The sequence below is a fragment of the Streptomyces indicus genome (assembly GCF_900100315.1).
GTDB classification, from domain to species: Bacteria; Actinomycetota; Actinomycetes; order Streptomycetales; family Streptomycetaceae; genus Streptomyces; species Streptomyces indicus.
Genome location: NZ_FNFF01000003.1, coordinates 67,285 through 87,176 on the forward strand (window position 1 = coordinate 67,285; position 19,892 = coordinate 87,176).

19 protein-coding genes and 1 riboswitch are annotated in these 19,892 nt (G+C 72.1%); of the genes, 5 read left to right on the forward strand and 14 right to left on the reverse strand.

Annotated features, from left to right (window positions below; genetic code table 11):
- Positions 1–111 precede the first annotated feature (111 nt).
- Entirely contained in the window at positions 112–1,284 is a 1,173-nt protein-coding gene (locus BLT97_RS09785) for an acyl-CoA dehydrogenase family protein (protein WP_093608424.1), read from the reverse strand.
- A gap of 368 nt (positions 1,285–1,652) precedes the next feature.
- A complete protein-coding gene (locus tag BLT97_RS09790) occupies positions 1,653–1,847 on the reverse strand; it encodes an SCO1431 family membrane protein (RefSeq protein ID WP_245769239.1) in 195 nt (64 codons plus the stop codon).
- 233 nt (positions 1,848–2,080) lie between these two features.
- On the opposite strand from BLT97_RS09790, the gene BLT97_RS09795 reads away from it, so the two are divergent.
- Entirely contained in the window at positions 2,081–2,707 is a 627-nt protein-coding gene (locus tag BLT97_RS09795; protein WP_093608426.1) for a dihydrofolate reductase family protein, read from the forward strand.
- Positions 2,708–2,741: 34 nt separating this feature from the next.
- Here BLT97_RS09795 and BLT97_RS09800 read toward each other — a convergent pair whose 3' ends face one another.
- The gene (locus tag BLT97_RS09800) at positions 2,742–4,124 is read right to left on the reverse strand and encodes a peptidase C39 family protein (RefSeq protein ID WP_093608427.1); all 1,383 of its coding nucleotides are present in this window, start codon (positions 4,122–4,124) and stop codon (positions 2,742–2,744) included.
- Positions 4,125–4,297: 173 nt separating this feature from the next.
- Between BLT97_RS09800 and BLT97_RS09805 the strand changes: the two genes are divergently transcribed.
- The gene (locus BLT97_RS09805; protein WP_093608428.1) at positions 4,298–4,915 is read left to right on the forward strand and encodes a uridine kinase family protein; all 618 of its coding nucleotides are present in this window, start codon (positions 4,298–4,300) and stop codon (positions 4,913–4,915) included.
- A 484-nt stretch (positions 4,916–5,399) separates the two neighbouring features.
- Positions 5,400–7,277 (forward strand): AAA family ATPase, encoded by a 1,878-nt coding sequence (locus BLT97_RS09810; protein WP_093608429.1) that lies wholly within the window; start codon positions 5,400–5,402, stop codon positions 7,275–7,277.
- A gap of 31 nt (positions 7,278–7,308) precedes the next feature.
- Here the strand turns inward: BLT97_RS09810 and BLT97_RS09815 are convergent, their stop codons facing one another.
- The 10 genes from BLT97_RS09815 to ribD form a co-directional block, all read right to left on the reverse strand.
- The gene (locus BLT97_RS09815; RefSeq protein ID WP_093608430.1) at positions 7,309–8,409 is read right to left on the reverse strand and encodes a hemolysin family protein; all 1,101 of its coding nucleotides are present in this window, start codon (positions 8,407–8,409) and stop codon (positions 7,309–7,311) included.
- The gene (locus tag BLT97_RS09820; protein ID WP_093608431.1) at positions 8,406–9,743 is read right to left on the reverse strand and encodes a hemolysin family protein; all 1,338 of its coding nucleotides are present in this window, start codon (positions 9,741–9,743) and stop codon (positions 8,406–8,408) included. The genes BLT97_RS09815 and BLT97_RS09820 overlap by 4 nt, the downstream gene beginning before the upstream one ends.
- Before the next feature lie 400 nt (positions 9,744–10,143).
- Positions 10,144–10,593 (reverse strand): PH domain-containing protein, encoded by a 450-nt coding sequence (locus BLT97_RS09825; RefSeq protein ID WP_093608432.1) that lies wholly within the window; start codon positions 10,591–10,593, stop codon positions 10,144–10,146.
- Positions 10,594–10,607: 14 nt separating this feature from the next.
- Complete coding sequence (hisG, locus tag BLT97_RS09830; protein WP_093608433.1) at positions 10,608–11,465, reverse strand: ATP phosphoribosyltransferase; 858 nt, start codon at positions 11,463–11,465, stop codon at positions 10,608–10,610.
- Positions 11,466–11,549: 84 nt separating this feature from the next.
- Positions 11,550–11,822, reverse strand: a complete 273-nt coding sequence (locus BLT97_RS09835) for a phosphoribosyl-ATP diphosphatase (RefSeq protein WP_030951748.1) — start codon at positions 11,820–11,822, stop codon at positions 11,550–11,552.
- Positions 11,823–11,857: 35 nt separating this feature from the next.
- Positions 11,858–12,343, reverse strand: coding sequence for a 6,7-dimethyl-8-ribityllumazine synthase (ribH, locus tag BLT97_RS09840; protein ID WP_093608434.1), 486 nt, complete (start codon positions 12,341–12,343; stop codon positions 11,858–11,860).
- Between the two features lie 46 nt (positions 12,344–12,389).
- Positions 12,390–13,646 (reverse strand): bifunctional 3,4-dihydroxy-2-butanone-4-phosphate synthase/GTP cyclohydrolase II, encoded by a 1,257-nt coding sequence (locus BLT97_RS09845; RefSeq protein WP_093608435.1) that lies wholly within the window; start codon positions 13,644–13,646, stop codon positions 12,390–12,392.
- On the reverse strand, positions 13,643–14,221 hold the full coding sequence (locus tag BLT97_RS09850; RefSeq protein WP_093609012.1) for a nicotinamide mononucleotide transporter family protein: 579 nt from the start codon (positions 14,219–14,221) through the stop codon (positions 13,643–13,645). The genes BLT97_RS09845 and BLT97_RS09850 overlap by 4 nt, the downstream gene beginning before the upstream one ends.
- 65 nt (positions 14,222–14,286) lie before the next feature.
- On the reverse strand, positions 14,287–14,925 hold the full coding sequence (locus tag BLT97_RS09855; protein WP_093608436.1) for a riboflavin synthase: 639 nt from the start codon (positions 14,923–14,925) through the stop codon (positions 14,287–14,289).
- Positions 14,926–14,927: 2 nt separating this feature from the next.
- Positions 14,928–16,004: a bifunctional diaminohydroxyphosphoribosylaminopyrimidine deaminase/5-amino-6-(5-phosphoribosylamino)uracil reductase RibD gene (ribD, locus tag BLT97_RS09860; RefSeq protein ID WP_342742722.1), complete on the reverse strand. Its 1,077-nt coding sequence runs from the start codon at positions 16,002–16,004 to the stop codon at positions 14,928–14,930.
- Positions 16,005–16,197: 193 nt separating this feature from the next.
- A riboswitch (FMN riboswitch) is annotated at positions 16,198–16,328 on the reverse strand.
- Between the two features lie 169 nt (positions 16,329–16,497).
- Between ribD and BLT97_RS09865 the strand changes: the two genes are divergently transcribed.
- Positions 16,498–17,247 carry an SDR family oxidoreductase gene (locus tag BLT97_RS09865; protein ID WP_093608438.1) on the forward strand — a complete coding sequence of 250 codons (750 nt, stop codon included), beginning with the start codon at positions 16,498–16,500 and terminating at the stop codon, positions 17,245–17,247.
- Positions 17,248–17,337: 90 nt separating this feature from the next.
- Here BLT97_RS09865 and BLT97_RS09870 read toward each other — a convergent pair whose 3' ends face one another.
- Entirely contained in the window at positions 17,338–18,540 is a 1,203-nt protein-coding gene (locus tag BLT97_RS09870; protein WP_093608439.1) for an ROK family transcriptional regulator, read from the reverse strand.
- A gap of 119 nt (positions 18,541–18,659) precedes the next feature.
- Between BLT97_RS09870 and BLT97_RS09875 the strand changes: the two genes are divergently transcribed.
- A complete protein-coding gene (locus BLT97_RS09875; protein ID WP_093608440.1) occupies positions 18,660–19,871 on the forward strand; it encodes an MFS transporter in 1,212 nt (403 codons plus the stop codon).
- Positions 19,872–19,892 lie beyond the last annotated feature (21 nt).

Genomic DNA, 19,892 nt, shown 5'->3' on the forward strand with positions numbered 1-19,892 from the left:
CCCGGGAGTCGCGCGGGCAGTACGGCGAACCCCGGGAGTCGCGGGGGCAGTTCGACGAACCCCGGGAATCACACGACCCGTACAGCGAACCCCGGGAATCGCGCGGGCAGTTCAGCGAGACTCGGGACCCGCGAGGTGACGGGCGATGACCATGCGCTGGATCTGGTTGGTGCCCTCGACGATCTGAAGGACCTTGGCCTCGCGCATCAGGCGCTCGACCGGGAAGTCCTGCGTGTAGCCGTAGCCGCCGAGCACCTGGACCGCGTCCGTGGTGACCTTCATCGCCGCGTCCGTGCAGAACAGCTTGGCCATGGCGGCCTGCCGCGAGAACGGCCGGCCCGCGTCGCGCAGCCGGGCCGCCGCGAGGTACAGGGCGCGGCCCGCCTCGATCTGGGTGGCCATGTCGGCGAGCATGAAGCGCAGGCCCTGGAAGTCGGCGATGGGGCGGCCGAACTGCTGCCGTTGGGTCGCGTACGCGAGCGCCTCGTCCAGCGCCGCCTGGGCCACACCGATCGCGCAGGCCGCGATGCCGAGCCGGCCGGAGTCGAGGGCGGACAGGGCGATCGCGAAGCCCTGGCCCTCCTCGCCGATCCGCCGGGCGTCGCTCACGCGCACCCCGTCGAAGTGGAGTTGGGCGGTGGGCGAGCCCTTCATGCCCATCTTCTTCTCGGGCACGGCCGCGGAGAGACCCTCGGCGTCGCCGGGCACGAGGAACGCGCTGATGCCGCGGGAGCCCTCCGCCCCGGTTCGGGCGAGCACGGTGTAGAAGTCGGCGACCCCGCCGTGCGTGATCCAGGCCTTGGTGCCGTCGAGGATCCAGTCCTCGCCGTCCCGTACGGCCTTGGTGCGCAGCGAGGCGGCGTCGGAGCCGGACGAGGGCTCGGAGAGGCAGTAGCCGCCGAGCAGTCCGCCGCCGAGCATCGCGGGCAGGTGGTCGGTCTGCTGCTCCTTGGTGCCGTAGTTGGCGAGCGCGTGGCAGGCCAGGGAGTGGACGCTGACGCCGAGGCCAACGGTGAGGCGGGCCGCGGCGAGCTCCTCGAGCACCTGGAGGTAGACCTCGTAGGGCTGCGCGCCGCCGCCGAACTCCTCCTCGTACGGCAGTCCGAGCAGTCCCGACTCGGACAGCAGCGAGAAGAGCTCGCGCGGGAAGTGTCCGGACTCCTCCTGCTCGGCGGCGCCGGGCGCGATCTCGCCCTTGATCAGCTCACGGACGAGCGCGAGCAGGTCCTCGGCCTCCTCGGTGGGCAGCTGTCGGTCCACCGGCTGCGGGGCTCGGACGGTCATGGCGAGACTCCTCCCTGTCGGGCGCGCGACGGACGCGGCTCAGGGTGTGGCGGCGCCGCCGTGGTCTGACGTGCTCAGTCATAACCCTCGGATACGGGTTGCGAAACCGGGGCATACGACTGGCGCGCGATGAGTATGCCCGATGAAATGCCGCACGTCACCCGGTTCACGAGCGTTAACCGGGTCTCAATTTGAGCACGTTCGCGGGGCGTCGGGAAGGGTGCGTCGGGCGGCCGTCGGCATGACACAGCGCGACGCCCGTCTCACCTGGTGTGGTGGGACGGGCGTCGCGTACGGAAGGGCAGGGGGCGGTCAGGAGCTCGGGCCGGAGCCTGCGGTCGGCGGGAGCTGCGGAGCGGCCCCGGGCTTCAGAGCAGTCCGGCCTGCGAGACGAACATCGCGATGACCACGACGAGGGTCCAGCCCGCGAGGTGCTCGAGGATCTTCGGGCCGTTGTCCTTCGGCCCACCGGTACGGCTGCGAAGGTACTCGGCGATCTCGGCGGTGGTGGCGGCGGCGCGTGCGCCGGCGCGGGCACTGGAGTTCATGGCTGTCTCGCTCACGGTGGTCCTGCGGTGGTGTCCCCCATTGACCTCTCCAAGGTGACATCGCGGCGCGCCCAGGGGTAGAGACGGAGGTCATGTGTGGGGTACTCCACTCGGTCCGCACCCCTGGGCCGGGGTCTCGGAAAATCTCCCGAAGTTTTTTCCGCGCCGGTGTCGATCGCCGCAGGGCCCGTTCGACACAAGGGTGAGAGGCGGGCAGCAGGCCCGCCCCGGCAGCTCGAGGAGAGACCATGTCCAAGCTCCGCGTCCACGTGACGGTGTCGCTCGACGGGTTCATGTGCGGCCAGGACCAGCGGCTCGACGCACCGTTCGGCGACGGGGTGGACGGGCTGATGGACTGGCAGTTCGGCGCGATGAAGGACCGCGCGGACGGCAAGGCCGGCCCGGACGTCGAGGCGCTCGACCGCGCCGAGGACAACCTGGGCGCCACGATCATGGGGCGCAACATGTTCGGACCCGTGCGCGGTCCGTGGCAGGACGAGTCCTGGACCGGCTGGTGGGGCGAGAATCCGCCCTACCACCACGACGTGTTCGTGCACACCCACCACGTGCGCCCCGACCTGCCGATGTCGGGCGGCACCACCTTCCACTTCACCGACGAGGCGCCCGAGAAGGTGCTCGACCGCGCCTTCGCCGCGGCCGGCGGCAGGGACGTCCGGCTGGGCGGCGGCGCGTCCACGATCCGGCAGTACCTGCGGGCCGGGCTGGTGGACGTGATGGAGCTGGCGGTGGCTCCGGTGCTCGTGGGCGGCGGCGAGCGGCTGCTCGACCGGATCGGCGAGCCCCTGGACGGCCTGCGGGTCACCGGGATGGAGAGCTCCGCGGCCGCCACCCACGTACGGCTCGTACGGCGCTGAGGCCGATGCGCCGGGTACGGTACCCGGCGCAGGCTCAGCGCACCCCGACCGAGGCCAGGGCCAGGCGCTGGGCCGCGGTGGGCCGGGCCGGGAAGTAGAGGTAGCAGACGCCGCCCGTGCCCGAGACCACCTTGCCGCTCGCGTTGTACCGCTTGGTGCGCAGCCAGATGTTCTCCCACTCACGCCGCTTGTAGACCCGGCGGACCGCCTCATTGCTGGGCGAGGCCGGGTCGTTGGCGATCACGTCGCCGTCCGCGGTGAAGCCGATCACGGTCATCAGGTGGCCCGAGGTGCCGTAACCCGCCCCCGTCAGCTCCTCCTTGAGGAACGACTGCGACGTTATGGCCGGGATGCCGGCCGCGATCAGCCGCTCCAGGTCGGTGAGCGAGCCGAGCCGGGTCACGACGCCCTGGAGTTCGTCGTACGAGGCCGCGTAGGCGGCGTTGAAGGGCCAGTTGCCGCAGCCCTCGTACTGGTAGTCGTAGGTGAACCGGGCCGCGTGGCAGACCTGCGGGTCGGCGAACTCGGGGTTCACCCAGGCCAGCTCCTCCGCGGTCGGGCCGCGGCCCCAGTACTCGATGATCATCGTCGAGGAGGTGGGGCTGCACCAGGCCTCGCCGCCGTTGTCGTACTCCGGGTACTGGCCGATGTGGGTGTTCTGCGAGTAGCGCGGGACGGGCAGTTCCTTCGCGAGACCGGGGCGGGAGGCGGGCACCTCGAAGCGGTCGGGCACGTCGGAGCCCATCGCGCCGGCCCGCCACACGGTGGGCGTCACGCGGCTGCCGGGCTTGCGCAGCAGGGTCAGCCGCAGCTGGTAGGCGGTGAGGCGCAGACCGGTGGCCGGGTCGTCGATCGCGAAGGTGTCGGTCCAGACCGAGCTCTTGCCGTCGCTCTGGTCGTCGACGGAGGTGCGCCGGATGTCCGCGTCGCCCGAGGCCCAGCGGCCCATCACGTACCAGGGGGTGGCGCTCCCGTCGGAGTACGTGCCGCGCAGCTCGATCTCGATCCAGGTGCCCGCCGGGGTGTCGGCGTTCCAGGACGCGATCACCTCCGTGGCGGGGACGGCGAGCCGGTGCTCCGGGCCGGTCCAGGTCGCGTACTCCCAGGAGGCGGTGGTGCCGGTGTGCGGGTCGGCGTACTCGCGCAGGCCCACGGGTGCGGCGATGGCCACGCCGGGGCGGCGGCCGGGGACGGCACGGGTGCCGCGGGCGGCGCCGGCGCGCCAGTCCCCGTACGAGGTCCAGAAGCGGTTGTCCACGAGGCGATCCTGCACCGGCCGGCCGGTGGACGAGGCGGCCGGGGCGCCCTGCCCGGCAGGTGCCGGGGAGGCCGAGGCGGACGGGACGGCGGTGCCGGCCGCGGCGGCCACGGCGGCGGCGAGGACGGTTCTGCGGGTGGTCCTGTGCGGGGAGGTCATGGGGGCTCCTGGTCCAGAACGAACGACGCGAACGAACGGCACACTATGGCTCTTCGCGCACGGCTTCTGCCAGGGTTTCGACCCCGCGTCGCGCCACCAATATTGGCCTGTACCACTGGCGTGACCTGCGACGCCGCCGTTCGGCCGAGACGGTCGCCGTAGGCTGGGCCCCGATGAACGACTCCCCCGCCCGCGCTCCGCACCCGCTCGCCCGGCTGTCCGGCCTGGCCGCGGGACTGCGCGCCCTCGACCCGTCCTGCGGTCCGGTCCGGCTGGTCGGGATCGACGGGCACGCGGGGTCCGGGAAGTCGACCTTCGCGCGGCTCCTCGCCGCTGAGCTCGGCGGTGCGCCGGTGCTCGGCCTCGACGACATCCGCAGCCACGAAGAGCTCTTCGACTGGACCGGCCGGTTCCGGCGCGAGGTGGTCGAGCCGCTCGCGGCCGGCCGCAGCGCCCGCCCCGCCGTGTACGACTGGCACGAGCGCCGCTTCGGCCCGGGGCCGGTGATCGGTCCCGCGCCGGTGGTGTTGATCGAGGGCGTGGGCGCCGGCCGCCGGGCCCTGCGGCCGTGGCTGGCGCGGCTGTTGTGGATGGAGCTGCCCGCCGGGCAGGCGTGGCTCAGGGGGCGCGAGCGGGACGGTGCGGTGCAGCGGGAGTTCTGGGAGCAGTGGGAGCCGGCCGAGGCACGCCACTTCGCCGAAGACCCTTCCCGGCCGTTCGCCGACGCTCTGGTGCGGCAGGTTCCCGGGGGGTACGAGGTGCTGCCGGGGCCGGAGTCGGGTGCAGCTTGACCCCGTTCCGTCACCGACCGTGACCGAGTGGCGGCGATGCGCCGAAGGGCTCGGAAACGGACGGCTCCGGTGCCCCAACTCGGCTTGACCCAGGGGTCGTACAGGACTTACGTTCTCAATGTGCGACCGCTCGACGGTCGCCCGCAGACGCGAAGCCCCCGGTTGTTCCCCCGTGATCGGGGGCTTCGTTCTGCCCTTTGTCCCTTTCGCGTATGCGCGCAGGTTTCAACTGCTCACCCAGAGTGACCGGTTCGGGCCCCTTCCGTGCTCCCCCTGTGCCTCCCTCCGTGCTCCCGCCGACTCGCGCGGCACCCTACGGCCGACGGCCGAGGCGCAGGTACGATGCCTCTCGGTGCGATCTCCGGCCCGTCCGGAGGCTCGCCACCACGTCAACTCCCGGCACCAGTACGGCGGTTCGGCGAAGGACGCCGACGGGCACACGCCCGGCGGCGCACCAACGGGGGCAGGGTTTGTGGGGGACGTGATGGACTTCGGCACGCAGGGCGCATCGGCCCCGGCCGACCTCGCCTGGCTGCGGGGCGTCGACGCCTACACCATGGGCGCGTATCCGCAGGCCGAGGAGGAGTTCCGAACGGCGGTCCGGCTCGATCCCGGGATGGCCGACGGCTGGCTGGGCCTGCACGCGCTGCGGGTCGACACGACGACCGCCCTCTTGCGGATGTACCGGCACCGCGACCGCTTCGGCGAGCAGCGCACCCGCCACCGCCGCACCCTCAACTCCTGGTACTGGCTGGGCTGGTGGGTGCAGCCGGTGCTCGAGAGCCCGCGTGATCTGCTGCTCGCGCACGCCTCGCATTGGCTCGACGGACGGCATGTGCCGGACCTGGACCGCGCGCTCGCGGGGCTGCCGCCGGTGGACACCGATCCGCAGGTGCGGTTCCTGCACGCCTGCCGGGCCTACCTGGTCAAGGACTGGGAGCAGCTCGTCCGGCACACCGATCCGCTGATCGACGACCACGCGCTCGGCATCGAGGCCGGCCTGTTCGGCGGCATGGCGCGGGTCCGCCTGGAGATGTACGGGCAGGCCGAACCGCTCCTCGCGGCGGCCCTGATGCGCTGCCGCAGCGAGCAGCCGCAGCGCAAGGAGCTGCGGTACTGGCTGGCCCGCGCGCACGAGGGCACGGGCCGCAGCGCGGCCGCGCTGCCGCTGTACCGGGCGGTGCACCGGGTCGACCCCGCGTTCATGGACACCTCCGCGCGTCTTGCGGCGATAGCCGACTACGACGGGATCGACGGCGCGGACGACCCGTCCGACTTCGCTCCCGTCACGCTGGCCGGCGCGGACGCGCTGGACTACTCGGACGGCTACGACACCGCGTACGGGACCGAGGGCGGCGACCTCAAGGTCGGCACGGACACCGATCCGCCCGGTGGCGGCCAGTCGCCCGAGGCCGATGCCGTACGGGAGAAGGCGCTGATCCCCGCGCAGGCCGGTCCGCCGACGCTGCCGACGGGGCCCGCCGACCCGGCGCTCTTACAGGAGGCGCTTGCCGAGCTGGAGCGGATGGTCGGTCTGGAGCCGGTGAAGCGGCAGGTCAAGGCGCTCTCCGCGCAGCTGCGGATGGCCCGCCTGCGCGCGGACAAGGGGCTGCCCGTCCAGCCGCCCAAGCGGCACTTCGTCTTCTCCGGCCCTTCCGGCACCGGCAAGACCACCGTGGCCCGCATCCTGGGGCGGGTCTTCTACGCGCTCGGGCTGCTCGGCGGCGACCACCTCGTGGAGGCCCAACGGGCCGATCTGGTGGGCGAGTTCCTGGGGCAGACCGCGGTGAAGGCCAATGAGCTGATCGACTCCGCACTCGGCGGGGTGCTGTTCGTCGACGAGGCGTACGCGCTCTCCAACTCCGGCTACAGCAAGGGCGACGCGTACGGGGACGAGGCGCTCCAGGTGCTTCTGAAGCGGGCCGAGGACAACCGGGACCACCTCGTCGTGATCCTCGCCGGCTACCCGGAGGGCATGGACCGGCTGCTGGCCGCCAACCCCGGGCTCTCCTCCCGCTTCACGACGCGCGTCGACTTCCCCTCGTACCGACCGCTCGAACTCACCGCCATCGGCGAGGTGTTGGCGGCCGAGAACGGCGACCACTGGGACGCCGAGTCCCTCGACGAGCTGCGCTCGATCAGCGGGCATGTGGTCGACCAGGGATGGATCGACGAGCTCGGCAATGGCCGGTTCCTGCGCACGCTGTACGAGAAGAGCTGCGCGTACCGGGATCTGCGCCTGTCGGGGTATCCGGGCGAGCCGAGCCGGGAGGATCTGGCGACGCTGCGGCTGCCGGATCTGATGCAGGCGTACGGGGAAGTGCTTTCGGGGCGGGGGCCGGGGGATCCGCCGGGGGTGTGAGACCCCGGCGGATCCCGTGGACCGTGGCGCGTCACCCGGCCAGGGCGCTCTCCTCGTCGGCCACCGGCACCTGCGGCATGTGCACCACCGGTGCCGGGCGCGGGACCGCGCGGTGGGCCGGGTCGCGGACCTCGCCCACGAGGAGTTCGAGGACGTCCTCCAGCGCAACCAGACCCAGGACACGGCCCGAGGAGTCGGCCACCTGCGCCAGGTGCGCCGCCGCCCGCTGCATCACCGTGAGGGCGTCGTCCAGGGGGAGTTCGGCGCGGAGCGTGGCCATCGGCCGCCACACCTCCTGGGGCACGGCACGCTCGGCGTCCTCCACGTCGAGGACGTCCTTGACGTGCAGATAGCCCATGAACGCGCCGCCCGCCGCACAGACCGGGAAGCGCGAGTAGCCGGTGCGGACGGTCAGTTCCTCGATCTGGCGCGGGGTCACGCTGGGTGCGACCGTGACCAGCTCGGCCGGGTCGAGCAGCACGTCCGTGACCGGGCGGCTGCCCAACTCCAGGGCGTCGCCCAGGATTTCCTGCTCCTCGGGGTCGAGGAGGCCGGCCTGGCCGGCGTCCTCGACGAGCCGGCCCAGCTGCACGCTGGTGAAGACGGCCTCGACCTCGTCCTTCGGCTCGACCCCGAACAGCCGCAGCACTCCGCGCGAGCAGGCGCCGAACGCGGCCGTGACCGGACGGCACAGCCGCGCGAAGGCAACCAGGGCCGGGCTCAGCCACAGGGCGGTCTTCTCGGGCGCGGCCATCGCCAGGTTCTTCGGCAGCATCTCGCCGACCACCAGGTGCAGGAACACGACCACGGCGAGCGCGATCACGTATCCGAGCGGGTGGATCAGGCCGGCCGGGACGTGCAGCCAGTGGAAGACCGGTTCGAGCAGATGCGCCACGGTCGGCTCGGCGACCGCGCCGAGGGTCAACGAGCAGATGGTGATGCCGAACTGGGCCGCGGCCATCATCTGCGGCAGATGCTCCAGGCCGTACAGGACCCGGCGCGCACGGGCCGAGTCCTTGGCGTAGGGCTCGATCTGGCTGCGGCGCACGGAGACGAGGGCGAACTCGGCGCCGACGAAGAAGCCGTTGAAGAGCACGAGGAGCAGGGCGAACAGGAGTTGCAAGGCGCTCATCGGACCGCCTCCATGGGGCGGGCGGCGACGGCGGCCGTACGGACGAGGCGGACGCGCTCGGCTCGGTTGTGCCCCACCTGGCGCACCGACAGGCGCCAGCCCGGGAGTTCGGCGCGGTCGCCCGGCGCGGGGATCCGGCCGAGCAGATCGGCGACGAGGCCGGCCACCGTCTCGTACGGGCCCTCGGGGACGTCGAGTCCTATCCGCTGGAGCAGGTCGACGCGGCAGCTGCCGTCGGCGTCCCAGGCGGGCCGGCCGTCCTCGGCGGGGGCGGCGGCGAGCTGGGGCGAGACGTCCTTGTCGTGCTCGTCGCGCACCTCGCCGACGAGTTCCTCGACGATGTCCTCCAGGGTCACCACACCGGCCGTGCCGCCGTACTCGTCGACGACCACGGCGATCGGCTGCTCGCGGCGGAGCAGCGGCAGCAGGGCCTGGACGGGCAGGGTCTCGGGAACGAGGAGCGGGCGGCGGGCGATCCGGCCGACCGGGGTGCGGCCGCGCTCCTCGGTGCGCACCGCGAGCGCGTCCTTGAGGTGGGCCATGCCGGTGATCTCGTCGATCTTGTCCCGGTAGACGGGGAAGCGCGAAAGGCCGGTCGCCCGGGTCAGGTTGACCACGTCGGCGGCGGTGGCGGAGGACTGGAGCGCGTTGACCTTCACGCGCGGGGTCATCACGTGCTGGGCGGTGAGCTCACCCAGCGAGAGCGTCCGCACGAACAGGTCGGCGGTGTCGGCCTCGAGCGCACCGGCCTCGGCGGAGTGCTGCGCGAGGGACATCAGCTCGTCCGGGGTTCGGGCGGAGGCCAGCTCGTCGGCGGGCTCGACGCCGAAGGCACGTACGAGGCGGTTGGCGACGGCGTTCAGCCCTGCGATCACCGGGCGGAACAGCCGGGCGAAGGCGCCCTGGGGGCCGGCCACGAAGCGGGCCACCTGGAGCGGGCGCGAGACGGCCCAGTTCTTGGGGACGAGTTCGCCGATGACCATCTGCACGGCGGAGGCGAGCAGCATGCCGACGGCGACGGACAGGCCGGAGACGGCGCCCTGCGGTATCCCGATCGCGGTGAACGGACCGGCCAGCAGGTGGGCGAGCGCGGGCTCGGCCAGCATGCCGACGACCAGCGAGGTGATGGTGATGCCGAGCTGGGTGCCCGACAGCTGGAAGGAGAGCTCCCGCAGGGCGGCGACGACCCGGCGGGCCTTGCGGTCACCGGCGTCCGCGGCCCGTTCGGCGTCGGGCCGCTCGACGGTGACGAGGCCGAACTCGGCGGCCACGAAGAACCCGTTGGCGAGGATGAGCAGGAAGGCTGCGGCGAGCAGGAGGAGGGGGATGATCATGCCGCCTGCTCCTCAGTCCGGGGGGACCTATGTCGGGAGGGGGCGGCGCAGGTACTACAGGACGATCCGTCCATCGGCGGAGGGGGTCACTCCTTGGTTCGCAGGGGTCCTGGCGCGGGGCCGCGGCCTTGGTCGGGGCCGGGCTCCGCGGGTGCCGGGACGGGCGCGGACGACGCCTCTGCCAACAGATTAATCACGAGGACGGGTCCTGCGTCAGTGCTCCCCCGCCGGTTGTCGCCCGGCAGGGGAACTCCGCGTGTGCTCTGTTGCCGCAGGGGCCCGTACGGCCGGTCGTCCGGCTGCCGTCGGGACCCGTCGGTCCGTCGTTCGGCTGCCGTCGCGGCCCGTACGGCCGGTCCTCCGGCTGCCGGCGCGGCCCGTCGGCCCGTCGGCCCGTGGCTCAGCTGGCGTCGGTGCCCGTGCCTCGTGACTCCGCGAGCGCGCGCAGGGCCGTGGCGTCGCGGATCGCCTGCTGCTTGCCGATGCCCGGCTGGATGCCGAGGGCCGGGAGGCTGGTGCCGTCGCTGAGGTTGAGGAACACCCAGGGGTCGCCGGGGCGCAGGTTCACCTGGAGGATCTCCGCCCAGGCGAGCCGGCGCCGACGGGTCAGGTTGATCACGGTGACGCCCGACTCGTCGGCCACGACCTTCGGCCGCGTGAGCAGCAGCAGCACGGAGAAGAGCAGCGCGCCCGTGAAGATGAAGGACAGGCGCTCGCCCGGACCGAGCGTCTTGAGCATCACGGCGATCGCCGTGATCACCACGAACATCGCGACGCCCACCGTCAGGAGGACGGCACGGGTGCGGGTGGGCCGGAACGTGACCGGCAGGGAAGGCAGTTGGTCGCTCATCACAGTCCTGTGGTTCAGAGCCGGCAGGCGTGGATGGCGGTGGTGAGGATGGCGCGGGCGCCGAGCGCGTACAGGTCGTCCATGATGCGCTGGGCCTCCTTGGCCAGGACCATCGCACGGACCGCGACCCAGCCCTCGCTGTGCAGCGGGGAGATGGTCGGGCCTTCGAGGCCGGGCGTGAGGGCGACGGCGGCGTCCAGGTGCTCGGCGCGGCAGTCGTAGTCCATCATCACGTACGTCCGGGCGACGAGGACGCCCTGGAGGCGGCGCAGGAACTGCTGCACCTTGGCGTCACCTTCGTCGGCCGCGGTCGCCCCCGTGCGGCGGATGACCACGGCCTCGGACTTCATGATCGGGTCGCCGAAGACCTCCAGGCCCGCGTTGCGCAGCGAGGTGCCGGTCTCGACGACGTCGGCGATGGCGTCGGCGACGCCCAGCTCGATGGCCGTCTCGACGGCGCCGTCGAGGTGCACGACGGAGGCGTCCACGCCCTTCTCCGCCAGGTACTTGGCGACGATGCCCTCGTACGAGGTGGCGATGGTGCGGCCCGCGAGGTCCGCGAGGCCCGCCACCGCGCCGGGCTTGGCGGCGAAGCGGAAGGTGGAACGCGCGAAGCCCAGGGGCAGGATCGTCTCGGCGCCGGCGCCGGAGTCGATCAGGAGGTCCTCGCCGGTGATGCCGATGTCGAGGCGGCCCTGGGCCACGTAGATCGCGATGTCCTTGGGACGGAGGTAGAAGAACTCCACCTCGTTGTCGGGATCGACGTGGACGAGCTCCTTGGACTCCTTGCGCTGGGAGTAGCCGGCCTCATGGAGCATCGCCGACGCAGGTCCGGACAGGGAACCCTTGTTGGGGACGGCGATGCGCAGCATGAGGTCGGCTTCCTTACGTAGGGGGTCTTACGGGAGTGGGTGGTGGTACGACTCGAAGGCTGTACGACTCGAAGGCTGTACTACTCAGAGGTGGGCGTACACGTCGTCGAGGCTGATGCCGCGGGCGACCATCATCACCTGGACGTGGTAGAGCAGCTGCGAGATCTCCTCGGCGGCGGCTTCCTTGCCCTCGTACTCGGCGGCCATCCAGACTTCGGCGGCCTCCTCGACGACCTTCTTGCCGATGGCATGCACACCCTTGTCCACCAGTTCGGCGGTGCGGGAGGTGGCGGGGTCGCCGTTGGCGGCCTTGTGCTGGAGCTCGGTGAAGAGCTCCTCGAACGTCTTCTTGGACATGATGGTGCTTACTCTACGCCCGTCCGGGTGCCGTCCTAACGCCAGGGTTCCGAGACGGTACGCAGCGTGGTCGCCGTGGCCACGGCCGCGGTGACGGCCTCGTGGCCCTTGTCCTCGGTGGAGCCCTCGATGCCGGCGCGGTCCAGGGCCTGCTCCTCGGTGTCGCAGGTCAGGACGCCGAAGCCGATCGGGACGCCGGTGTCGACGGAGACCTGGGTGAGGCCCTGCGTGACGCCCTGGCACACGTACTCGAAGTGCGGGGTGCCGCCGCGGATGACCACGCCGAGCGCCACGATCGCGTCGTAGCCGCGGCCCGCGAGGACCTTGGCGACGACGGGCAGCTCGAAGCTGCCGGGGACGCGCAGCAGGGTGGGCTCGTCGATGCCGAGCTCGTGCAGGGCGCGCAGGGCGCCGTCGACGAGGCCGTCCATGACCTTCTCGTGCCACTGTGCCGCGATCACCGCGACCCGCAGGTCGCCGCAGTTCTTCACGCTGAGTTCGGGTGCGCCCTTGCCGCTCACGTGCTCTTCTCCTCGTATCGCCGGTGTCTGTACAGGTAGGTCGGGGTCACTGCGCGTCGAGCCAGGGCAGGTCGTGCCCCATGCGGTCGCGCTTGGTGCGCAGGTAGCGCAGGTTGTGCTCGCCGGCGGGCAGGGCCACGATCTCGCGGCCGCTGATCTCGATGCCGTGCCGGGTGAGCGCCTCGGACTTCTCGGGGTTGTTGGTCATCAGACGCACGCTGCGCACGCCGAGGTCGGCGAGGATCTGCGCGCCGGCGCCGTAGTCGCGGGCGTCGGCGGGCAGGCCGAGCTCCAGGTTGGCGTCGAGGGTGTCGCGGCCGCGCTCCTGGAGCTCGTACGCCCGCAGCTTGGACAGCAGCCCGATGCCGCGGCCCTCGTGCCCGCGCAGGTAGACGATGACGCCGCGGCCCGCGGCCTGGATGCGGTCCATGGCGGCCTCGAGCTGGGGGCCGCAGTCGCAGCGCAGGGAGTGGAAGACATCGCCGGTCAGGCACTCGGAGTGCATCCGGACCAGGACGTCCTCGCCCTCGCCGAGCTCGCCGTGCACCAGTGCCACGTGCTCGACGCCGTCGACGGTGGAGCGGTAGCCGTACGCGGTGAACTCGCCGTGCTGCGTGGGCAGCTGGACCGCGGCCTCGCGGCGGACGGTCGGCTCGGCGCTCCTGCGGTACGCGATCAGGTCCTCGATGGAGATGATCGTGAGGCCGTGCTTGCGGGCGAACGGGACCAGTTCGGGCAGGCGCAGCATGGTGCCGTCCTCGCCGGCGATCTCGACGATCGCACCGGCCGGGCGCAGGCCCGCGAGACGGGCGAGGTCGACGGCCGCCTCGGTGTGCCCGTTGCGCACGAGGACGCCGCCCTCGCGGGCGCGCAGCGGGAAGATGTGGCCGGGGCGGACGAAGTCGGACGCCTCCGTGGTGCCGCTCGCCAGGAGCCGCAGCGTGGTGGCGCGGTCCCAGGCGGAGATGCCGGTGGTGACGCCGTGGGCGCCGGAGGCGTCGACGGAGACGGTGAAGGCGGTCTTCATCGACTCGGTGTTGTCGGCGACCATCTGCGGCAGTTCGAGCCGGTCCAGCTCGGCGCCCTCCATGGGGGCGCAGATCAGGCCGCGGCACTCGCTCATCATGAACGCGATGATCTCGGGCGTGGCCTTCTCGGCGGCGATGACGAGGTCGCCTTCGTTCTCGCGGTCCTCGTCGTCCACGACCACGACCGGGCGGCCCGCCGCGATGTCGGCGATGGCCTGCTCGACCGGGTCGAGGCTCAGATCGTCCTCGACGGACCACACTGCTGCGGTGCTCATGCCGGGGCTCCTTCCAGGGCCGGGGCGGCGCTGCGCGAGCGCAGCCACCAGTCGCGCATGCCCCACAGGACCAGCGCGCCGTAGATGACGTAGACGAATCCGGAGAAGGCGTAACCGTTGGCGAAGTTCAGCGGGACACCGACCAGGTCGACGAGCAGCCAGGCGAACCAGAACTCGACCATGCCGCGGGCCTGGGCGTACATCGCGACGATGGTGCCGACGAAGATGTACGCGTCCGGCCACGGGTCCCAGGACAGCGACGGGTAGGCCTTGAAGAGCAGGGCCACGGCGACGGTGCCGGCGGCGCCCGCGGCGACCATGAGGCCGCGTTCCTTCCAGGTGGCGAAGCGCACGGCTATCGAGCCGTCCTGCGCTTCCTTCTTGCCGCGGGTCCAGGCGATCCAGCCCATGACGGCCACGGCCATCACCACGACCTGCTTGCCGGCGCTGCCGGTCAGGTGTCCGGCGAAGGCGCCGAAGAGGATCAGGCCGGCGGCGAACTGCACGGGCCAGGTCCACACCGAGCGCTTCCAGCCGAGCGCGAGGGCCGCGAGGCCGAAGGTGTTGCCGATCATGTCGGACCAGAGGATGTGCTGGCCGAAGGCCGTGAAGGCCTCGGAGTTCAGCGAATCGAGCACGCTCACTTGGAGTCCCCCGTGTCAGTGGTGTCAGTGATGTCAGTCGTGGTGGCGCGGTCGCCGAGCAGGCGCTCGACGTACTTGGCGATGACGTCCACCTCGAGGTTCACCGGGTCGCCGGCCTGCTTGAGGCCGAGCGTGGTGAGCGCGAGGGTCGTCGGGATGAGGCTGATGGTGAAGAAGTCGGCGGCGGCCTCGACCACGGTGAGGCTGACGCCGTCCACCGTGATGGAGCCCTTCTCGACCACGTAGCGCGAGAGTCCGGCCGGCAGCGAGACCTTGACGATCTCCCAGTTCTCGGACGGGGTGCGGTCGAGGATCGTGCCGGTGCCGTCCACGTGGCCCTGCACGATGTGGCCGCCGAGGCGGGCGCCGACGGCGGTGGGGCGTTCGAGGTTCACGCGGGAGCCCTCGGCCAGCGCGCCCAGGCTGGAGCGCTTGAGGGTCTCCTCCATCACGTCGGCGGTGAACCAGTCGTCGCCGTACTCGACCACGGTCAGGCAGACGCCGTTGACCGCGATGGAGTCGCCGTGGCCGGCTCCCTCGGTGACGACCTTGCCGCGCACGCGGAACCGGCAGGAGTCACCGAGCTGCTCGACGGCGGTGATCTCACCCAGTTCTTCGACGATTCCGGTGAACATCCTCAGGACTCCTTCGGGGCGGGCGCGGTGGGGACACGGGGCGCGGCGGTGATGCGGAGATCGGGTCCGATACGGGCGGTCTCGCTCACGTCGAGCCGCAACGCGTCGGTGATGGTGGTGATTCCTGCGCCGGAGAGCGCGGCGGGGCCGGCGCCGAGCAGGACGGGGGCGAGGTAGCCGATGACGCGGTCCACGGCGCCGGCTTCGAGGAAGGCGCCGGCGAGCGTCGGGCCGCCTTCGAGCAGGACGGAGCGGACGCCTCGTGCGTAGAGGGCGTCGAGCAGGGCCGGGATGTCCAACCCCCGTGCGGCGCGCGGGAGTCGTACGACCTCGGCGTCCGGCAGGTCGGCGGTGGCGTCTTCGGCGACGGCGATCAGTGTCGGCGCCGAGTCGTCAAGGATGCGGGCACCGGGCTTGACCGCGGCGGCCTCGGTGTCCACGACCACCCGCAGCGGCTGTACGGCGCCTTCGATGCCGCGGACCGCGAGGTGCGGGTCGTCGGCGCGCATCGTGCCGGAACCGACCACGACCGCGTCGCACTCGGCGCGCAGGCGGTGCACGTCGGCGCGGGACTCGGGCGAGGAGATCCAGCGGCTGGTGCCGTCGGCGGCGGCGATGCGGCCGTCGAGCGTGGCGGCGTACTTCCACGTGACGTACGGGCGGCCGGACTTGACGGAGGTGAGCCAGGCGATGTTCCCGGCGCGCGCCTCCTCCTCCAACAGGCCGGATTCCACGGCGACTCCGGCGTTGCGGAGCGTCTCGGCGCCACCCGTCGCCGTCGGGTTGGGGTCGCTCACCGCGTAGACGACGCGGGCGATTCCGGCCTCGATCAGCGCTTGGGCGCAGGGGCCGGTGCGGCCGGTGTGGTTGCAGGGTTCGAGGGTGACCAGGGCGGTGCCGCCGCGGGCCTTGTCACCGGCCGCGCGCAGGGCGTGCACCTCGGCGTGCGGCCCGCCCGCCCGCTGGTGGTACCCCTCGCCGACGATCTCGCCGTGGGCGTCGAGGATGACGCAGCCGACGACAGGGTTGGGGCTTGTGGCTCCGAGACCGAGCGCTGCGAGCGCGAGCGCGCGACGCATCGCGTCTGCTTCGGCTGCGGTGGGGGCCACCGGGTCCTCCTGCCTCATGGGGCACGGACTCCGGGGCCTGTCGATGACGACAGAGATCACGGGCGAGGACACTTCGGGAACGCCGGAGAGCGGTGATCCCGTACGAAGACTCGTACGACAGGACCCACCTTCGGCGGCGTACACGAAAAGACGTGCCTGCCCGCCGCGCACTGCCTCCCATCCGGACTTTCACCGTCGGTCCAGGAATTTCACCTGGTCAACCGGTCACTGGAGGTGACCGGGTCGCGGACTGTAACCGCCGGTTCGGAATTACACCGACCCCGGAGTGCGCTGCTGCTGGTACACAGCCAGTGTGCCACGCCTGATCGTCGGCCATACGGGCGAAGGCCTGTGGGCTGGCTCACAAGCGGTTTGCGTTTGTCCTACAGGTGCACGGGCCAAAACCTCCGGCCTCTGCAAGGCTGTCGGTGCGAAAGCCCCTGTTTCCACGAAGGAGGGCGCGATGAGCACGATTCTCGTGACGGGAGCGACCGGCAACCTCGGCAAACCGCTCACGCGGCTGCTGCGGGACGCCGGGCACGACGTACGGGCCATGAGCCGGCACTCCGACTGGTGGAACGCCGACCTCGTGACGGGCAGCGGACTCGGACAGGCCGTGTCCGGGGCGGACGTGGTGGTCCACTGTGCGACGGCGCCGCGCAAGGACGCGGATGTGACCGCGGCCCGGAATCTGATCGCGGCGGCCAGGAAGGCAGAGGTCCGCCACCTCGTCTACATCTCGATCGTCGGCGTGGACACCGTGCCGCTCGGCTACTACCGCGCGAAGCACCACGTGGAGCGGCTGATCGAGGACTCGGGCCTCGGCTGGACGACCCTGCGCACCACGCAGTTCCACGAGCTGGTGGCCCAGGTGCTCGAGGGTCTGGCGAAGCCGCCGGTGATGCTGATCCCCAAGGGTGCGCGCACACAGCCGATCGCGGCGGACGAAGTGGCCGCGCGGCTGGCCGAGTTGGCACAGGGCGAGCCGCTGGGCCGGGTGGACGACATGGGCGGCCCCGAGGTGCTCGCGCTGCGTGAGCTGGCGGAGAAGTACCTGGCGGCGGCCGGGAAGAGCCGGCGGATCGTGGAGGTTCCGCTGACCGGGAAGACGTACCACGGCTTCGTGCAGGGCGGGCATCTCGCGCCCGAACGGGCCGTCGGCAAGGGGACGTTCGACGAGTATCTGGCGCTGCATGTGGCCAAGGGCGCGTAGAACTGCGGCAGTTGCGCCTCAGGGCTCGACTGTGCCTCGGGACTCTGATGCGCCTCAGGACTCTGATGCACCTCAGGACTCTGATGCGTATCAGGACTCGGAAGGGAACAGCGCCTCCTGAGCCGCCTCCTGCGCGGCGAGCAGCGCGCCACGCAGGACCGCGCCGCCGCCCAGTTCGCCCGCGCGTACCTCCGTGTGCAGCGGGGAGAGCGCCGCGACGCGTTCCTCCACGCGGCGGGCGAGTGCGGGGCCGCCCGCGCAGCCGATCTCGCCGCCGAGGACCACGCAGCCGGGGTCGAGCACCGCGGCGGTGGCGGCGACGGCGAGGGCGACGCGGTCGGCGAGGGTGTCGAGGAAGCCGGCGGCCGCCTTGCCCCGCGGGGAGTGCGGCTCGGCGAGTGCCTCGACCGCGGCGCGGACGACTCCCTCACCGGCCGGTCCGGCTCCGGCTTCGTCGGGGCCTGACACACCGCATTCCGCGGCAAGTCGGACGATCGCCGCCGAGGACGCCAGCGCGTGGAAGCCGCCGGCGCAGTCCACCGCCGACGGCAGCCCCGAGGTCCCGGGCACCGGCAGGAAGCCCAGCTCACCCGCACCGCCCGAGGCCCCCCGCCGCAGCCGGCCGTCCAGGAGCACCGCGGCGCCCACCCCGTGCCCGAGCCACAGCAGGACGAAGGTGTCCCGGTCGCGGCCCGCCCCCGAGCGGCGCTCGGCGACGGCGGCCAGGTTCGTCTCGTTCTCCACCAGCACCGTCGCGGGCCGTTCCTTCTGGAGCGCGGCCACCAGGCGCCGGTGCCAGGCGGGCAGGCCGCTGGAGTCGCGCAGTTCGCCGCTGGCCGGATCGATCAGGCCGGGTGCGCCGATGCCCACGCTGTGCAGCTCCGCGACGCCCGCGCTGCGCACAGTCTCGTCGAGCAGCGCCACGGCGCGTTCGACGGCGATCTGCGTGCCGCTGGTCTCGTCGATCGGCAGGGAGGCCTCGGCGAGGACCGTTCCGAGGAGGTCGGAGACCACGACGGAGACGCCCATCGTGCGCACGTCGAGGGCCGCGAGGTGGGCGATGTCCGCCACGATCCCGTACAGCTTCGCGTTCGGGCCGCGGCGCTCGGCGCCCGCTTCGCCGACCACCTGGATCAGGCCGGCGTCCTGGAGCCGTTCGACGAGGTCGGCGACGGTCGGCCGCGACAGGCCCGTCCGCTCCTTGAGCTGCCCGGCCGTGAGCGGTTCCTGGAGCAGGAGCCGCAGGGCCAGCCGGTCGTTGATGGCTCGGGCGGTACGGGGGGATGCGGGCATGCCGGGGATCCTTCCAGGTCGCTCCGCGGCCGGCGGCCGGACCCCGCCACTATTTATCAGGCAGGGTTCCTGATAGTTTACGGGCCGAGCGCGGGGACAGGTACGCCGGGAGGGGAAAGATGAGTGAAGTGACATACGAAGCACGGCAGTTGATACGGGCGCGGTACGCGATCGCCGCCGTGTTCCTGGTGCACGGCTCGGTCACCGGGTCGTTCGCCACCCGCATCCCGTGGATCCAGGACCACGCGGGCGTCAGCGCCGGACAGCTCGGCCTCGCGCTCGCCTTCCCGGCGCTCGGCGCCTCGGTGGCGATGCCGCTGGCCGGGGCGATCAGCCACCGCTTCGGCGCCCGCACGGCGCTGCGCGGACTGCTCGCGCTGTGGACCCTGTCGCTGATCCTGCCGTCCCTCGCCCCGAACCTGCTGACGCTGTGCGTGGCGCTCTTCGTCTACGGCGCCACGTCCGGGATGTCCGACGTGGCGATGAACGCGCTGGGCATCGAGGTGGAGAACCGCCTGGACAAGTCGATCATGTCCGGGCTGCACGGCATGTGGAGTGCGGGCGCGCTGGTCGGCTCGGCGGCCGGCACCTTCGCGGCGCACCTGGGCGCGGACGCGCGTATCCACCACCTTCTGGCCGCGGCCGTGCTGACCGCGCTCGGGCTGCTCGCCTGCCAGTACGTCCTGGACCTGCAGAGCTCCGCGGACGAGGAGCCGCCGCCGCGGTTCGCGCTGCCGCCCAAGTCGGCGCTGCTCATCGGCGCGGTGGGCTTCTGCGCGGTGTTCGCCGAAGGCGCGAGCCTCGACTGGTCGGCGGTCTACCTCAAGGAGGAGCTGGAGACCTCGGCCGGTCTCGCGGCGGCCTGCACCACGGCCTTCGCGCTGACGATGGCGGTGGCCCGGATCGCGGGCGACAAGGTGGTGGACCGGTTCGGGCCGGTGCGCACGGTGCGGGTCGGCGGTGTGTTCGCCACGCTCGGCGGCGTCCTGGTCGTCCTGGCGAACCACCCGGCCGTGGCCATGACCGGCTTCGGCCTGATGGGCCTCGGCATCGCGGTGGTCGTGCCGCTCGCCTTCGCGGCGGCCGGGCGCAGCGGTCCCAACCCGAGCCAGGCCATCGCGGGCGTCGCCACGATCACGTACACCTCGGGCCTGATCGCGCCCTCGGCGATCGGCGCGGTGGCCGATGTCACCTCGCTGATGGTGTCGTTCGGGATCGTCACCGTCCTGGCGCTGGGTCTCGTCCTGTTCGCCGGGGTGCTGCGGTCGGCCGGGCGGGAGACGGCGCAGTCGCCGAAGCCCATCGTCCCCGAGGCGGGTTCGCGCGCCTGACCCCCCGCCTGGACCTCGGGG

Bases quoted from the DNA above. Each gene is read 5' to 3' on its own strand.
- BLT97_RS09785 (WP_093608424.1), bottom strand. From the start codon at position 1,284: ATGACCGTCCGAGCCCCGCAGCCGGTGGACCGACAGCTGCCCACCGAG.
- BLT97_RS09875 (WP_093608440.1), top strand. From the start codon at position 18,660: ATGAGTGAAGTGACATACGAAGCACGGCAGTTGATACGGGCGCGGTAC.
- BLT97_RS09810 (WP_093608429.1), top strand. From the start codon at position 5,400: ATGGACTTCGGCACGCAGGGCGCATCGGCCCCGGCCGACCTCGCCTGG.
- hisG (WP_093608433.1), bottom strand. From the start codon at position 11,465: ATGCTGCGCATCGCCGTCCCCAACAAGGGTTCCCTGTCCGGACCTGCG.
- BLT97_RS09850 (WP_093609012.1), bottom strand. From the start codon at position 14,221: ATGATCGGCAACACCTTCGGCCTCGCGGCCCTCGCGCTCGGCTGGAAG.
- BLT97_RS09870 (WP_093608439.1), bottom strand. From the start codon at position 18,540: ATGCCCGCATCCCCCCGTACCGCCCGAGCCATCAACGACCGGCTGGCC.
- BLT97_RS09820 (WP_093608431.1), bottom strand. From the start codon at position 9,743: ATGATCATCCCCCTCCTCCTGCTCGCCGCAGCCTTCCTGCTCATCCTC.
- BLT97_RS09805 (WP_093608428.1), top strand. From the start codon at position 4,298: ATGAACGACTCCCCCGCCCGCGCTCCGCACCCGCTCGCCCGGCTGTCC.
- BLT97_RS09835 (WP_030951748.1), bottom strand. From the start codon at position 11,822: ATGTCCAAGAAGACGTTCGAGGAGCTCTTCACCGAGCTCCAGCACAAG.
- BLT97_RS09845 (WP_093608435.1), bottom strand. From the start codon at position 13,646: ATGAGCACCGCAGCAGTGTGGTCCGTCGAGGACGATCTGAGCCTCGAC.
- BLT97_RS09825 (WP_093608432.1), bottom strand. From the start codon at position 10,593: ATGAGCGACCAACTGCCTTCCCTGCCGGTCACGTTCCGGCCCACCCGC.
- BLT97_RS09800 (WP_093608427.1), bottom strand. From the start codon at position 4,124: ATGACCTCCCCGCACAGGACCACCCGCAGAACCGTCCTCGCCGCCGCC.
- BLT97_RS09865 (WP_093608438.1), top strand. From the start codon at position 16,498: ATGAGCACGATTCTCGTGACGGGAGCGACCGGCAACCTCGGCAAACCG.
- BLT97_RS09815 (WP_093608430.1), bottom strand. From the start codon at position 8,409: ATGAGCGCCTTGCAACTCCTGTTCGCCCTGCTCCTCGTGCTCTTCAAC.
- BLT97_RS09795 (WP_093608426.1), top strand. From the start codon at position 2,081: ATGTCCAAGCTCCGCGTCCACGTGACGGTGTCGCTCGACGGGTTCATG.
- ribD (WP_342742722.1), bottom strand. From the start codon at position 16,004: ATGCGTCGCGCGCTCGCGCTCGCAGCGCTCGGTCTCGGAGCCACAAGC.
- BLT97_RS09855 (WP_093608436.1), bottom strand. From the start codon at position 14,925: ATGTTCACCGGAATCGTCGAAGAACTGGGTGAGATCACCGCCGTCGAG.